The 14,942-nt window shown below is 69.0% G+C and carries 15 protein-coding genes; 8 read left to right on the forward strand and 7 right to left on the reverse strand.

Annotated elements, in window-relative coordinates:
• Nucleotides 1-47 precede the first annotated feature (47 nt).
• The 7 genes from AB0I34_RS42550 to AB0I34_RS42580 all read left to right on the forward strand — a co-directional run bounded on the left by AB0I34_RS42550 (nt 48) and on the right by AB0I34_RS42580 (nt 8,113).
• Nucleotides 48-1,091 carry an L-erythro-3,5-diaminohexanoate dehydrogenase gene (locus AB0I34_RS42550; RefSeq protein ID WP_360457880.1) on the forward strand — a complete coding sequence of 348 codons (1,044 nt, stop codon included), beginning with the start codon at nt 48-50 and terminating at the stop codon, nt 1,089-1,091.
• 3 nt (nt 1,092-1,094) lie between these two features.
• Nucleotides 1,095-2,678 carry an amidohydrolase gene (locus tag AB0I34_RS42555; protein ID WP_360457883.1) on the forward strand — a complete coding sequence of 528 codons (1,584 nt, stop codon included), beginning with the start codon at nt 1,095-1,097 and terminating at the stop codon, nt 2,676-2,678.
• Nucleotides 2,678-4,255, forward strand: coding sequence for a lysine 5,6-aminomutase subunit alpha (locus AB0I34_RS42560; protein ID WP_360457886.1), 1,578 nt, complete (start codon nt 2,678-2,680; stop codon nt 4,253-4,255). The genes AB0I34_RS42555 and AB0I34_RS42560 overlap by 1 nt, the downstream gene beginning before the upstream one ends.
• Entirely contained in the window at nt 4,252-5,004 is a 753-nt protein-coding gene (locus tag AB0I34_RS42565; RefSeq protein ID WP_360457889.1) for an OAM dimerization domain-containing protein, read from the forward strand. Before AB0I34_RS42560 ends, AB0I34_RS42565 begins: the two co-directional genes overlap by 4 nt.
• Nucleotides 5,005-5,394 carry a hotdog domain-containing protein gene (locus AB0I34_RS42570; RefSeq protein WP_360457892.1) on the forward strand — a complete coding sequence of 130 codons (390 nt, stop codon included), beginning with the start codon at nt 5,005-5,007 and terminating at the stop codon, nt 5,392-5,394.
• A gap of 601 nt (nt 5,395-5,995) precedes the next feature.
• Nucleotides 5,996-7,561 (forward strand): apolipoprotein N-acyltransferase, encoded by a 1,566-nt coding sequence (gene lnt, locus AB0I34_RS42575; RefSeq protein ID WP_360457895.1) that lies wholly within the window; start codon nt 5,996-5,998, stop codon nt 7,559-7,561.
• Nucleotides 7,562-7,615: 54 nt separating this feature from the next.
• Nucleotides 7,616-8,113, forward strand: a complete 498-nt coding sequence (locus tag AB0I34_RS42580) for an FxsA family protein (RefSeq protein ID WP_360457898.1) — start codon at nt 7,616-7,618, stop codon at nt 8,111-8,113.
• Between the two features lie 306 nt (nt 8,114-8,419).
• On the opposite strand, the gene AB0I34_RS42585 is transcribed toward AB0I34_RS42580, so the two are convergent.
• The 5 genes from AB0I34_RS42585 to AB0I34_RS42605 are packed head-to-tail and all read right to left on the reverse strand — an operon-like array spanning nt 8,420 to nt 13,441.
• The gene (locus tag AB0I34_RS42585; protein ID WP_360457901.1) at nt 8,420-9,586 is read right to left on the reverse strand and encodes an SGNH/GDSL hydrolase family protein; all 1,167 of its coding nucleotides are present in this window, start codon (nt 9,584-9,586) and stop codon (nt 8,420-8,422) included.
• A gap of 14 nt (nt 9,587-9,600) precedes the next feature.
• A complete protein-coding gene (locus AB0I34_RS42590; RefSeq protein ID WP_360457903.1) occupies nt 9,601-10,170 on the reverse strand; it encodes a DUF5666 domain-containing protein in 570 nt (189 codons plus the stop codon).
• 13 nt (nt 10,171-10,183) lie between these two features.
• Nucleotides 10,184-11,413 (reverse strand): ABC transporter permease, encoded by a 1,230-nt coding sequence (locus AB0I34_RS42595; RefSeq protein ID WP_360457906.1) that lies wholly within the window; start codon nt 11,411-11,413, stop codon nt 10,184-10,186.
• The gene (locus tag AB0I34_RS42600) at nt 11,410-12,105 is read right to left on the reverse strand and encodes an ABC transporter ATP-binding protein (RefSeq protein WP_360457909.1); all 696 of its coding nucleotides are present in this window, start codon (nt 12,103-12,105) and stop codon (nt 11,410-11,412) included. Before AB0I34_RS42600 ends, AB0I34_RS42595 begins: the two co-directional genes overlap by 4 nt.
• A complete protein-coding gene (locus tag AB0I34_RS42605; RefSeq protein ID WP_360457912.1) occupies nt 12,095-13,441 on the reverse strand; it encodes an HlyD family efflux transporter periplasmic adaptor subunit in 1,347 nt (448 codons plus the stop codon). The genes AB0I34_RS42600 and AB0I34_RS42605 overlap by 11 nt, the downstream gene beginning before the upstream one ends.
• A gap of 235 nt (nt 13,442-13,676) precedes the next feature.
• On the opposite strand from AB0I34_RS42605, the gene AB0I34_RS42610 reads away from it, so the two are divergent.
• A complete protein-coding gene (locus tag AB0I34_RS42610; RefSeq protein ID WP_131296220.1) occupies nt 13,677-14,048 on the forward strand; it encodes an RNA polymerase-binding protein RbpA in 372 nt (123 codons plus the stop codon).
• A gap of 54 nt (nt 14,049-14,102) precedes the next feature.
• On the opposite strand, the gene AB0I34_RS42615 is transcribed toward AB0I34_RS42610, so the two are convergent.
• Together AB0I34_RS42615 and AB0I34_RS42620 are read right to left on the reverse strand one after the other, a co-directional pair.
• Nucleotides 14,103-14,246 carry a hypothetical protein gene (locus AB0I34_RS42615; RefSeq protein WP_360457914.1) on the reverse strand — a complete coding sequence of 48 codons (144 nt, stop codon included), beginning with the start codon at nt 14,244-14,246 and terminating at the stop codon, nt 14,103-14,105.
• Between the two features lie 45 nt (nt 14,247-14,291).
• Nucleotides 14,292-14,897: a class I SAM-dependent methyltransferase gene (locus tag AB0I34_RS42620; protein ID WP_360457917.1), complete on the reverse strand. Its 606-nt coding sequence runs from the start codon at nt 14,895-14,897 to the stop codon at nt 14,292-14,294.
• Nucleotides 14,898-14,942: the final 45 nt, after the last annotated feature.

Raw genomic sequence — 14,942 nt, forward strand, 5'->3', positions numbered from 1 at the left:
AAGAGCTGGTTTCAGTAGTATTTTGCCTGATCTCTCAAGGAGGCCCCGTGTCGTCGAGCCCGGTAGGACTGCACCGCGTACTCGCGCCGTCCGGCGTGTTGCCGCAGGCGGCGGACAAGCTCGACGCACGCCCTGAGATCTGGCCCGACGAGGTGCGGATCGCAGTCGAGCGGCTGAATCTCGACGCCGCGTCGTACCGCCAGTTGGCCGAGGCGCACGGCGGCGACGGTGCGGCGATCCGCCGCGTGGTGCTCGACATCATCGGGGCCCGAGGCAAGATGCAGAACCCGGTCACCGGCTCCGGCGGAATGCTGGTCGGCGTCGTCGACGAGGCCGGCCCGGAGTCGCCGCTCGGCGTACGCAAGGGCGACCGGGTCGCCACGCTCGTCTCCCTGACGCTCACCCCGCTGCAGATCACCGACGAGCTTGCGAGCTGGGACGGCAGGAGCGAGCAGGTCCCGGCGCAGGGACACGCGATCCTGTTCGCCCGGTCGATCGTCGCGAAGCTGCCCGACGACCTGAAACCCGAGCTGGCGTTGGCCGTCATGGACGTCTGCGGAGCGCCCGCCCTGACCGCCCGCGTGGTCCGCGAGTATGTCGACAAAGGCACAAAGCCTGTCGTGTCAGTAATTGGCGGCGCAGGCAAAAGTGGCTCGCTCTCGCTGGCCGCCGCCCGGCAGGCCGGCGCGGCGCGCACTATCGGGATCGTGCCCGTCGAGTCCGAGAGGGACCGGCTGACCGCCGCGGGCCTGGCCGACGCCGTCACGCTGGCCGACGCGCGGGATCCGGTGGCCCTGGCCACAGCCGTCGAGGAGGCCGGGGGACCGGCGGACATCACCGTCGTCTGCGTCGACGTACCTGGCTGTGAGCACGGCGCCGTGTTGTCGACGGCGGCTGGCGGCACGGTGATCTTCTTCTCCATGGCGACGTCGTTCTCCGCTGCCGCGCTGGGTGCGGAGGGCCTGGCCGCGGACGTGACGATGCTCGTCGGCAACGGCTACGTGCCCGGGCATGCCGACTACGCGCTGGAGCTGTTACGGACCGAACCGGGTGTCCGGGGTCTGTTCGAGAGCAGGCTGGCGGAGGATTAGTTCGTGCGCACACTTCTGACGAACGGTTCCGTCTACTCACCCGCCGACCCGCATGCCACCGCGATCGCCTTCGACGACGGCGTGGTGACCTGGCTCGGTGACGACACCGGCGCGGGCTCGTACGCCGACGGCGCCGACGAGGTGGTCGACCTCGACGGCAAGCTGGTCACGCCGTCCTTCGTCGACGCTCACGTCCACACCGCGCAGACCGGCGCGCTGCTGACCGGGCTGGACCTCGCCGGCACCACCTCGCTCACCGAAGCCCTTGACCGCCTCGCCGCCTTCGCCGCGGATCTTCCGCCGGACGCAGTGATCGACGGGGCCGGCTGGGACGAGACGAAGTGGCCCGAGGGTCGCCCGCCGACGGCCAAGGAGCTGGACCGGGCCGCCGCGGGCCGCCGGGTGTACCTGTCCCGCATCGACGGTCACTCCGGCGTGATCTCGTCGGCATTGGTGCCCGCGGCAACAGGCGACGGGTACGACGCCACCGGCCGGGTCGAGCGCGACGCGCATCACGCGGTCCGCGACGCACTCAGTGAACTGATCGGGCCGGACCAGCGGCGCAAGGACATCGAGGCCGCACTGAAGGCGATGGCGTCGAAGGGGATCGGGGCGTTCCACGAGATGGCCGCCCCGCACATCGGCCCGCTGTGGGAGCTTCCGCTCGTACGCGAGGTCGCAGAGCAGCTCGGACTGTCGGCGACCCTGTACTGGGGTGAGCCCGGCGTCTTCGAGCACATCGCGACGTACGACCTGGCGGGTCTTGCGGGGGACCTGAACGCGGACGGCGCCCTCGGCTCGCGGACAGCAGCGTTGCGGGAGGCGTACGCCGACCGCGCGGACCACCGCGGTCACGCGTACCTGACGCCGGAGCAGATCGCGGAGCACGTGATCGCGTGCACCGAGCGGAACGTGCAGGCAGGCTTCCACTGCATCGGCGACCAGGCGCTCGACAACATCGTCCGGGGCTTCCAGTTGGCCGCCGAGAAGGTCGGCGTACAGGCGCTGGTCGCCGCGCGGCATCGGCTCGAGCATGTCGAGATGGTCGACGACGCCGCGATCGCGACCCTCGCGCAGTGCGGAGTGGTCGCCAGCGTCCAGCCGATGTTCGACGCGTTGTGGGGCGGCCCGGACGGAATGTACGCCGAGCGGGTGGGCGAGCGGTGGCGGGGGATGAACCCGTTCGGTTCGCTGGCGCGGGCGGGCGTCGTACTGGCGTTCGGTTCGGACTCGCCGGTGACCGAGCTCGGTGGCTGGGACGCCGTGCGGGCGGCCGCGTTCCACCACGAGAAGGCCGAGCGGATGACCGTGCGGTCCGCGTTCCAGGCCCACACTCGCGGTGGCTGGCGGGCGGCCGGGATCGACGACGCCGGTGTCCTCGCGCCCGGTACGGCGGCGACGTACGCGATCTGGCAGAGCGACGCGGATCTGGTCGTGCAGACGCCGGACGAGCGCGTCGCTGCCTGGTCCACGGATCCGCGGGCCGGTGTGCCCGTGCTGCCGGACCTCAGTGAGGGAACGCCTACGTGCTTGCGGACCGCCGTCGGTGGCCGCGTGGTTTATGAAGCTGAAGGATGGTCCCAGTAATGGTCGGTGTGACGCGTGCGGAGAAGAAGCTCGACCTTGATCCGGTCACCGTCCGGAAGGCGCGCAACCTGGCCCGCAAGGCCGGCCGCCCGATCGTCAACCTGGCACGGCAGCACACGACGGTCTCGGTCGAGCGAGCTGTACTGCGCTTGGCCGGGCTGACCGGTGCGGACACCGAAGGCATCCCGTGGGTCAACAGGCTTGCGGACACGGTGCGTGCGGACGTCGGCCTGCAGCACGGACTCGCGCTGCCCGTGTGGGATGCACTGGTGCGGGGCGAGGCAGAGGACCTGGCCGTCCTCGCGCAGAAGGCCGCCTCCGGCTCGGTGACGTTCCGGTTGCCCGAGGGACGGGACGCCGTACGGGCACGGGCCGCGGCGCGGAAGGCCGCCGCGGCCGGAATGAAACGGATCGACGGACGGCGGCGGGAGCGGGACCGGCTGATCAAGCGGCACGGTGACCCCGAGCAGCGGCCGTGGATCTACCTCATCGTTGCCACCGGCGACATCTACGAGGACATCCCGCAGGCGCAGGCGGCGGCTCGCGCCGGCGCTGACATCATCGCGGTGATCCGGTCGACCGGGCAGTCGCTGCTCGACTACGTGCCCGAAGGGGCAACGCGCGAGGGCTTCGCGGGCACCTACGCGACGCAGGAGAACTTCCGGCTGATGCGAGCCGCCCTCGACGAGTCGTCGAAGGAGCTCGGCCGCTACATCCGGCTGACGAACTACGCGTCCGGATTGTGCATGCCGGAGATCGCAACCCTGGCCGGACTGCAGCGGCTCGACATGATGCTGAACGACTCCATGTACGGGATCCTGTTCCGCGACATCAACCCGATCCGGACCTTCGTCGACCAGCGCTTCAGCCGGCAGATCCACGCCCGGGCCGGGATCATCATCAACACCGGCGAGGACAACTACCTGACCACCGCCGACGCGGTCGAGGCCGCGCACACGGTGACGGTCTCGCAATTGCTGAACGAGTACTTCGCCAAAGAGGCCGGCCTGCAGGACTGGCAGCTCGGCCTCGGGCACGCGTTCGAGATCAACCCGGATCTGCCGGACTCGTTCCGGCTCGAGCTGGCGCACGCGATGCTGGCCCGGCAATTGTTCCCGGACGCGCCGCTGAAGTGGATGCCGCCGACGCGGCACATGACCGGTGACGTGTTCCGTGGGTACCTGCTGGACGGATTCTTCAACCTGGTCGGCGCGATGACAGGCCAGGGCATCCTGCTGGTCGGGATGATGACCGAGGCCGTGGTGACTCCGTGGATCTCGGACCGGGACCTGGCGCTGCAGAACGTCCGCTACGTGTTGGGGGCCGCAGGCAACCTTCACGAGGACTTCCGTCCCGCTCCGGACGGCTTCATCGCTCAGCGCGCCCGGCAGGTGCTGGGGGAGTCGGTCGAACTGCTGGAGGAGATCGTCGACGACGGCCTGCTGAACGCGATCGGCGACGGCACCTTCGGCCTGATGAAGCGCCCCCAGGACGCCGGCCGCGGCCTCGAAGGCGTCGCTCGCAGATCGCCGGAGTACTACAACCCGGCGACCGAGCTGTTGGAGGAGGACCAGTGAGCATCATCCGGCCGTACGGCGACACCACCGGGGACGGCATGGTGCAGCTGTCGTTCACCCTGCCGGTCCCGCACGACAAGCGGGCCGAGGGAGCCGCCGTACAACTCGCGAACAAGATGGGGATGGATCCGGCGCTCGTCGTGCATGCCAAGGCGATGGGGCCGGACTTCACCTTCTTCGTGGTGTACGGACCGGTGAACCACCTCGTCGACACGTCCAAGGTCGAGGTGATCGAGCGCGACTACCCGCTGCTGTCGCCGAAGGAGGTGAACCTTGCGATCCGGAAGAACCTGCGTCGCCGGCTCACCGTGGTCGGCGCCTGCATCGGCACCGACGCGCACACCGTCGGGATCGACGCGATCATGAACATCAAGGGTTTCGCAGGGGAGAAGGGGCTGGAGTACTACCGCGAGCTGAAGGTGGTCAACCTCGGCGCTCAGGTCGCCGTGCCGGAGTTGGTCCGGCGGGCCAGGGCAGAGAAGGCGGACGCGATCCTGGTCTCGCAGGTGGTCACCCAGCGCGAGGCGCATGTGCTGAACACCAAGGAGATGTCGGCCGCGTTCCGGGAGGCGTACGCCGAGGACGCGCGACCGGTGCTGGTTGCCGGCGGCCCCCGTTTCACCGAGCAGATGGCGGGCGACCTCGGCGTGGACCGGGTCTTCGGTCGCGGCACCACACCGGGCGAGGTGGCCAGCTACCTGGTCGATGCACTGGTGACGAAGCGAGTCCCTGCGAAGAGGAGTGCATAGGTGTCAAAGGCAACTATCGGCCTGAGTGCGACGCATCGGCGCTATGTGCCCTACAGTCATGCACACTACGCCGGCAACCTCGTCGACGGTGCGTATGTGCTCGGACTGTTCGGCGACGTCGCGACCGAGGTGTGCATCCAGGCCGACGGCGACGAGGGCCTGTTCGCGTCGTACTCCGATGTGCAGTTCCTGCAGCCGTTGCGGGCCGGTGACGTTGTGGAGGTGACGGCCACGATCAGCCGGGTCGGGAACCGCAGCCGTGAGATCGAGTTCAGTGCGTCGGTGGTCTGCCGCGGCCGGCCGGACGTGTCGGAGTCGGCGGCCGAGGTGCTTCCGGAACCGCTTGTGATCACGCGCGCAAAGGGAACCGTCGTCGTACCGGTTGAGTGACGATTAGTTGCCCAGGGTAACGATCACGTGGAGTGCCGAGACGGCTCTGTAACGTGACCTGACTGAGGTTTCCTCGTTTTTCCAATAAGTGCGGGGCGAATGTGTTACAACGGCCTCAAGGAGCCGCTGGAGAGGTTGACACCGTCGCCGTCAGCGAGCATCGTTTTGGGAGTCGTCATATCCCGTTTTATCAACGGTCACACGAAGTTCGGCCACCGGATGATCCCGCGACGCTGACCAGGCCAGTGCCAGGCTTGAGTCGACGGGGGCAGAGATCGCCGGTGGTTAGCCCCCCGCGGGGCAGAGGTGGAAGAGGCTCGGCGGCCAGTAGACAACAGCCGGACGGTTCGCATCCAGCGGTCCGACGGTTGGTCCGAAGGAGCGCCGAGCCTCTTTCCTTGTGCCTGGGGCCGGACTGTACCGACAGTGATCGACGACCCTCCGACTTCTGAGGTCTTTTCACTTCTCGCACTCTGCTGATCTCCCTTCACTTTCCGCGATCGCTGCTTGGTGGCTACTGACCGGATACATTGGCGTGTCCGGAACGTTGTACGGTCGTGCGACCGGCGTCCGCCGGGCCGTGAGGACAAGGGGATACCGCGTGGACCGTTTGAAGGCTCTGGGACGCGTCCTGCCGAGGGTTGCGGTGGCCGTCGGCGCCGGCGCCCTGCTCGGCCTGGCCTTCGAACCGCACGACCATCCTTGGCTGACGATCGTCGCCGTACCGCTCTTCCTGGCCGCGCTGAACGGCGCCTCGGCCAAGGCCGGCTTCCTGATCGGCGCCGGCTTCGGCATCACGTACTACGCGGTCCTGGTCCCCTGGCTCACGGTCATCGGTGGGGACGCCGCGATCGCGCTGGCCATCCTCGAAGGACTGTTCTATGCGGTCTTCGGGTTGTTCGCGACGCAGGTTCTGAAGCTCAAGCTGTGGATGCTGTGGATCCCGTGCCTGTGGGTCGCGACCGAGTTCGCGGCCGCTTCCGTTCCGTTCGGCGGCTTCCCGTGGGGACGGCTCGCGTGGGCGCTCTCGGACTCCCCGGTCGGCCGGCTGGCATCATTCGTCGGCATCCCGGGCCTGAGCTTCGTCGTCGCGCTGCTCGGAGTCCTCGTGTACGCCGTACTGCGGGTGAAGAGCAGCGTGCGGCTCCGGATCGTCGCGCTGGTCGCGGGTGTGGCGATCGTCGGTGGCAGTTCGCTGATCACCCTGTCGACCGAGGGCAACGGCAAGACCGTGACGGCGGCGATGGTGCAGGGCAACGTGCCCGGCAAGGGACTGGAGTTCCTCGGCCGCGCCCGGACCGTCACGCGCAACCACCTGGCCGCGACGCTCGACCTGCAGAAGCGGGTCGAGGAAGGCACCGAGGCGAAGCCGGACGTGGTGATCTGGCCGGAGAACTCGACCGACATCGACCCGTTCCAGGACTCCGAGACCAGGGCCGACATCGAGGAGGCGGTCAAGGCCGTCGGCGTACCGATCCTCGTCGGCGCAGTCCTCGACGGCCCGGGTCCGAACGAGCGGCAGACCACCGGCGTCGTCTGGGACCCGGTCAGCGGACCCGGCCAGATCTACGCCAAACGGCACCCGGTGCCCTTCGGTGAGTACATCCCCTTCCGCGACCAGTTGCTGCCGTACATCAAGCGCCTCGAGATGATCGGCCGGCAGACCGCACCCGGCAAGGTCCCCGGCGTGATGCCGATCCGCGGCGTCACGTACGGCGATGTGATCTGCTTCGAGCTCGCCTACGACAACGTGATCTCGGACGTGGTCAAGGGCGGTGCCCAGGTCCTGGTGGTGCAGACGAACAACGCGACGTACGGCGACACCGGGCAGCCCGAGCAGCAGTTCGCCATCACCCGGATGCGGGCGATCGAGACCGGCCGGACCGTGCTGATCGCGTCGACCAGCGGGATCTCCGGCGTGATCCAGCCGAACGGCAAGGTCGAGCACAAGTCCGGGCAGTTCGTCCGCGACGTATACGTAGCGAATGTGCCGATCCGGGACACGGAGACGCTGGCGATCAAGCTCGGCGCCTGGCCGCAGTGGATCCTGACCGGCCTGGGCATCGTCGGCATCGTGCTGGCCCTGGTGGCCCGCCGCCGCCGGCGCGACGACGGGCCGGACGCCCCGCCCTCGCCGACGCGGAGCCGCGAGAAGGTTCCGGCCTGAGCCTGAACTTCCCCGGTGCGCAACACTGGAGGGAATCGCCGGAAGGGGTAGGACATGCCGTGGCTCGTAGCGCTGGCGCTGCTGGTGGTGCCGATCGTGGAGATCTTCGTGATCATCCAGATCGGCCAGGTGATCGGCGGCTGGCCGACGGTCGGACTTTTGCTCGTCGAGAGCGCTCTCGGCGCGTGGATCATCAAGCGCGAAGGCCGGCGGGCGTGGAACGCACTGCAGTCCGCACTGCAGACCGGCAAGATGCCCGGGCGTGAGCTGTCCGACGCGGCCCTCGTCCTGGTCGGCGGCACGCTGTTGCTGACGCCGGGCTTCGTGACCGACATCTTCGGGTTCTTCTTCGTCCTGCCCTTCACCCGCCCGCTGGCCCGGCGTGGCATGCACGCGTTCCTCGGGCGCCGCGTCGCCACCCAGTTCGGCGCTGCGAACCTGGGCGGCTTCATCCCCGGCGCCGGCCCGGCCCAGCCGCCGAGACAATCCCAGGGCGACGTCATCCAGGGCGAGGTCATCGACCCCGACAAGCACCACCCCCCGACCCAGTAACCTCACCTGCCGCCGAGCGAGTAGCAGCACCACCCCCGAGCCGACAATCTCGCCAGCCGCCGTTCGACCGACGCCGGACGCCCAGGCCATCACAACCGAGCCTGCCGGGGGCGGTCCCGCGGGCAGGGGCCCGCGCGCTGCGATTGTGATGGCCTGCACGTCCGCATCACCTTCCCGCGGGGCGGACCCCCCGCACTCACCAACCCTCGCAACGCAGCCCCACCGGCCGCGAGTCGAGCGTGATCCAGCTCGACCCCACACAGTTGGTGAGTGGCCCACGTCCGCACTCCCGCATCGGCGGCGGGGTCAGGCGAACGGGCCCTTGACCGCGAAGGCGTACTCGGCGAACCGTTCGGCCATGACGCGATGGGTCTCGCCGTCGGGATGCAGATCGTCCGGCAGCGGTCGTACGGCGTTGTCCGCCTCGCCGTACAGGACGCGGCCGTCGAGGTAGTGGAGGTCCGGGTCGTCGGCAGCGCGTTGCTCGACGATCCGGGAGAGCTCGGCACGGATCACGGACAACGTCAGCTTGCCGGCCGCGACGTCCTCCGGATCCCCGGTCGCCGCGAATCGGAGTTTGCCCTCACCGAGCGCGGACAGGTCCCAGCCCGTCGGTCCCGGGGTGTCCTCGTGAATCGGGCACAGGATGGGGGAGACGACCAGCAGCGGAGTCGTCGGGTGGCCTTCGCGGATGATGTCCAGGAAACCGTGGACAGCCAGGGTGAACGAACGCAGCCGCAGAGAGTCCGTGTTCACGATGTTGATGCCCAGCTTGACGCTGATGAGGTCAGCGGGGGTGTCCCGCATGGTGCGCGCGGTGAACGGCTGCAGGAATGAGCTGCCCGCGAACCCCAGGTTGATCAGCTCCACGTCACCCTGAGCGGCGGCCAACGCCGGCCAGGTGCCCGTCGGGCTGGAGGCGTCGGAGCCGTGGCTGATCGAGCTGCCATGGTGCAGCCACACTCGCCGGTCGCCGGGCGGGACCGGCTCGACCGGCGCATCGGTGCGCAGGGCAACGAGTTCGGTGGTCTCGTTGTGCGGCAGCCAGAGCTCGACGGCCTTAGGGCCGTCGATCAGGCCGTCGAAGCGCACCATGCCCGACTCACCGCGCCGGGCCTCGGCCGCCCCGGTCATCAGATCGATCGTGATGACGTCACCGGCGTCCACACTGGCCTGCCCGGTCGGCTTGCCGTCGACAACCAAGTCGTAGATGCCATCAGGTCGTGCGGGAGCGCCGACGTAGTCCCGCTTGGTAGGCAACGTCTCCAGCTCGACGACGGTCGCCTCGGTCCGGAATACCAGACGCACTCCGGTCGGCTGCGATTCCGCCATCTCCAGCTGCCCATCGACGTACTGCGTGCGCGCCCAGGCGGGCAGCCGATGCGGCAGTACGCCGCGATCGGTCTGCTCCAGCTCGAGCGCGCCACGTAGGAGTTCGAGAGTGATAGGGGTGCTGATCAAGTTGCCGGCCACAACCTCATTATCTGTCAGCGGGACGGCGTGGCGCCGGGATTGCGGAAGCCGCCGGGGAGAGCGCCTTGACGAACGGTCGTGGCGGTCAGGGAGCCGTCGGCGTTCTGGCCGCTGACGACGACCTGCTCGCCGGCCTTCAGATCGGTCGCCGCCCCCTTGTTGGTGATCTCGTACGTCGTGTCGCCGGTCAACTTGACCGTGACGTCGCCGTTCTGCGTCTTCACCACCAGCTGCGAGCCGCTCGCCGAGACAACCGTGCCGATCGCCGCGCTGCCCTGCCCACCACCGGGCCGCTGACCCTGACCCTGTCCCTGTCCCTGACCCTGGCCTTGACCGTTCTGACCGCGGAAGCCGCCGTACCCGCCGCCGAATCCACGACCCGCCTGCGGCGACTGCGTCGTACTGTCCGAGGCGAAGGCCGCGTGCAGGCCCGCGCCGCCGGCCAGGCCGACGGCCAGCACGACAACGCCCGCGAGAATCGCGGTCGCGATCGGCAGGTTGAGGGTCTTCTTCGGCTTGAGCGCCGTGTCGACCTCCTCGTCGGACCCGATCTGGGCGAACTCATCGGGGGTCTGGTTGCTCATCAGAGAGCCTCTCTCACTCGTGACGTAGTGCATCGATGGGACGGAGTCCGGCGGCGCGGTGCGCGGGCATGCTGCCGAAGAACAGGCCGACGGCCGCGGACACGCCGAGGGCGAGCCCGATCGACGACGGCACCAGCACCGGTTCCACCCCGGCCAGCTGGAAGCGGGTGATGATCAGCGCGACGGCGACACCGACCGCGCCGCCGATCAGACTGAGCAGCGTCGCCTCGATCAGGAACTGCCCGAGGATCGTCCGCCGCCGCGCGCCGAGTGCCTTGCGAATCCCGATCTCGCGGGTCCGCTCGGTGACGGTGACCAGCATGATGTTGGTGACCCCGATCCCGCCGACGACCAGACTGATCGCGGCGACGGTCGCCAGCAGCGCGGTGAAGGTCGCGGCGGTGTCCTGGCTGGTCTGCAGGATCTGCGCGGAGTTGGTGATCCGGAACGGCGAGGTCTGGTCGGTCGGCACCTGGTGCCGCGCGGCCAGCAACTGGGTGACCTCGGCCTGCGCGGTGTCGACCCGGTCCTTGTCCGCTGCCTGTACGACGATCTGGTTGAGCGGACCGTACCCGGCCTGGGTGGCCCGTAGTGTGCTGATCGGCACGATCGCCGTCGCGTTCGGATCCGAGAATCCGGTGCTGTCCTTGCTCGCCAGCACGCCGCGGACGACGAAGTCGACGGCGCCGAGCTTGATGGTCTGGCCGACCGCGGTTGCGGGCCTGGTGAACAACTCGGTCGCGGCCGTCTGCCCGAGCAGGATGACCCGCTGCGACGTGTCGACATCCTGCTGGGTGAAGGACTGTCCGATTTCGACCGGCGTGTTGGTGGCCGGCATGTACTCCGGCGTCGTACCGATCACCTGGTTCACGGTGTAGCTGGTATCGCCGCTGGTCGCAGTACCCGAGCTCGTCATGACTGGCGCCACCGCGGAGACATCGGGCGCGAGGCGGTCGTCGGCCAGCGCGGCGGCGTCGGCGAGGGTCAGGCTGTACTGCTGGGCCGACGGTCCGGCCTGACCGCGGGCGAAGCCTCCACCACCGCCGGTCGTGGACACCGTGAGCAGGTTGGTGCCCATCGCCTCCAGCCGGGCCTGCACCGCCCTGCCCGAGCCGTTGCCGACAGCAACCAGGACGATGACCGCGCCGACCCCGATGGAGACGCCGAGGACGGTCAGCAGGGAGCGCAGCTTGTTCGCGCTGAGGCCGCGCAGGGCGGCACCCATGAGGTCGCGAGGCGTCATCGGCGGGTCACCTCGTCCGCGACGATCCGGCCGTCGGCGACCTGGATCAGCCGCCGGGCCCGGGCCGCCACGTCGTGCTCGTGGGTGATCACGACGACCGTGCGGCCGTCGGCGTTCAGCTGGTCGAACATGCCGAGCACCTCGTCGGTCGAGTGTGCGTCCAGATTTCCCGTCGGCTCGTCGGCGAGCAGGATCCGCGGGCCGGTGGCGAGGGCACGGGCGATGGCTACCCGTTGCTGCTGGCCGCCGGAGAGCTCGTTCGGCCGGTGATCGGCGCGGTCCGACAGACCGACCAGGTCCAGCGCGCGGGCGGCTCGCTTGCGCCGCTCGGCACGCCGCAGATGCGCGTAGGTCAGCGGGAGTTCGACGTTGGCCAGGGCGGTGGTCCGGGGGATCAGGTTGAACGACTGGAAGATGAAGCCGATCTTGCGGCCGCGGACGAGCGCCTGCTGGTCCTCCGTCAGCCGGGCGACGTTGCTGCCGTCCAGCCAGTACTCACCGCGGCTCGGCACGTCGAGGCATCCGAGGATGTTCATCAGCGTCGACTTGCCGGATCCGGACGAGCCCATCACGGCGACGTACTCACCGGCCCCGACGCGCAGGGAGACGCCGCGTAGTGCGTGGACGGCGGTCTCGCCGCTGCCGTACGTCTTGGTGACGTCCCGGATCTCGATCAGGGCGTCAGCGGCCACGGTTGCCCCCGGCACCCGCACCGGTCCGCGGGAACTGTCCGGTCCCGAGCTGTCCCTGGCCTCCGCCGGGGAACTGCCCGGTCCGGCCGTTCTGGTTCGCCGTGCCACCGATCGCGCCCTGGAGCAGCTCGACCCGGTCGCCCTCGTTCAGTCCGGACGTGATCTGGGTGAAGCTGTCACCCCGCACACCGACCTTCACCTCCCGCGTCCCGCCGCCATCGGCCATCGTCACCGTGTACGTCGTGCCGCTGGTCGCGACCGCCGTACTCGGCACATAGAGCGCGTCGGCTGCCTTCGCGGTCTGGACCGTGACGTTGGCGGTCTGGCCGATCCGGGCGTTCGCGGGGATCTTGGCCAGCGAGAAGGTCGCGGAGTACGCGACGACACCGTTGGTGGTGGTCGGGGTCGGCGACACCGAGGCGAGCGTCGCGGTGAGCGTCGTACCGGGCTCCGCGTTCAGGGTGACGGTCGCCGACTGGCCCGCCTTGATCTTGATCGCGTCCGCCTCGGGGAACGACGCGGCCACCTGGAGGGACTTGAGGTCGGAGATGTCGACGAAGCCGGAGGATGAGGTTGTCGTCGTACTCGAGGCACCGGACCCTGAACCTTGACCTGAGGTCGAGCCCCCGCCGCCTGAACCACTGCTCGAACTCGACCCGCCCGTCACCGAGCCGACGCTGCCGTTGATCGCGGTGATCGTGCCGGCGATGGGTGCCTTCAGGGTGGTCGCGTCGACCGCGGCCTGCGCGCCCTCCACGTCCTGGTCGGCCTGCTCCTTGTCGGCCTTCGCGCGGGCCAGGCTCGCCTCCGCGTTGCTGACCGCCACCTTGGGGCTCTGACCTTGGTTCTGGTTCTGGCTCTGTGCCTGCTGCCCGTTCGTCGGTGTCGGGCTGGGGGAGGCCGACGCCTCCGCTGCGGCCTCGGCAGCGTCCTGTGCGTCGTCGAGCGACTCACCGGCCGCGGTGACCGAGTTGGCCGCGGCGATCTGGTTCTGGTCGGCGATCCGAAGTTGCCGCTCGGCGGCGGACGGGTCCACCTTGGCGATCGCGGCGCCCTTGGCGACCACCTGGCCGACCTTGACCAGGATCTGGGTGACCGTGCCGGACGTCTCGAACTGCGGTGACGCCGTCTGCGAGCTCTGCAGGGTGCCGCTGGAGCTGACGCTCGCGGTCACCTCGCCGCGGGCGACAGCGAAGGTCGGGCGGGTTGCGCCGGCGGCCGGCGTGTCCTTGCGGAAGAACAAGAGGTAAGCCGTGATCGCGATCGCCAGGACGATGGCCACCAGGGAGACGTTGAGCAGGCTGAGGCCACGGAGCTTGTGGCGGGGTAGCACCATGGGTGCAGACGCTAAGGACGTTTGCTGAGGAACTGATCCCTGATTCCTGGCAACTGGCTGTGAAGTTCGCGCGTCGTACGACGGACGGTTCGCGACACACCGTGATGTGTGAACGCTCGATGACAGGGCGTCACGACGGTGCTGTCAGGTGCATACATATGGCTCGGGCATGCCAAAATGGGAATGATCCGGGCCGGCCGACCGTTGGCACGGATGACGATCTCGGAGGTTTGACATGTCTAATCGCGTACTGCGTGGTTCGGGGCTGGGTGGGGTCAGCTTCGAGGATGACCGTGGTGTTGAGTTCGCTCCGCGCCAGATGATTACGTACGACTGCCCCCGCGGCCACGTGGTCGAGGTCACCATGGCGCACGACGCCGAGGTGCCCGCGATCTGGGAGTGCCCGCACTGCGGCAGCGAGGCTGCCCGCTCGACCGGTGAGAAGCCGGAGCCGAAGCAGGAGAAGCCGGCCCGTACGCACTGGGACATGCTGCGTGAGCGTCGCAGCATCTCCGAGCTGGAGGAGCTCCTCGCCGAGCGGGTCGAGCTGCTCCGCAAGGGCGAGATCGGCCCCGCGCACCTGCACCGGACCAAGCGCACCGCCTGAGCACAACCTGACGGGCCCTTACCGCAATGACGCGGTCAGGGCCCGTTTCTCATGTCAGCTGCGGATCGCGGTCAGTGCCAGCGCGGTGAAGTCCATCTGGAAGCTGCCGCCGGCCGCATCGATCGCCGCGCCGATCCCGGTCAGCAGCTCGTCGAACTTGCTGGGGTCGAACTGACTGGCATCGCCGCCGGTGCGCATCTGCTCGATCCACTCGTCCCGGCTGTACGGGCGGCTCCACGGGAACTACCACCGCTCCGGCTCGCCGAACGCTCCCGACTCGCGCATCCCATCCGCGGCCTTGCCGAGGAAAGCAAGGTACGCGTCCAGCGGCGACGCCGACACGCGGTGGTACGCCGGCCGGTCCGGGAGGACCTCGCGATAGACGGCGGCGAACGCCTTGGCCAGCTCGGACGGGGGCTGGAAGACGTTCCAGAACACGGTCAGCCGGCCGCCAGGCTCGAGCACCTCGGCGGCCTTGACCGCACCGGCGACCGGGTCGATCCAGTGCCAGGTCATGCCGGCGACCACGGCGTCGAACGTCCGGCCGTCCGGATCCCAGGACTCGAACGGCGACACCTCGACCTCGACCCCGGTTCGGCGGGCGAACTCCGCCATCCGCTCGTCCACATCCACCCCGAGTACGTCGCACCCGGCCGCCTGCAGTTGCCGGCTGACGATGCCGGTCCCGCATCCGACGTCCAGGATGTGGTTGCCCGGGCCGGCCTCGACCACGGTCCGGATCAACGCGTCGGGATACCGCGGGCGGACCCGGTCGTAGCGTTCGGCGTCGACGCCGAACGACTCCGGCCACAGCCGCGGCGGATGAGGGTGCGGAGCTAGAGTGGGCATTTGGCCACCAATAAGGGCACCAGCCCACACGCCTCAAAGGAAGGG

This window comes from Kribbella sp. NPDC050281, assembly GCF_040655855.1.
GTDB lineage: Bacteria > Actinomycetota > Actinomycetes > Propionibacteriales > Kribbellaceae > Kribbella.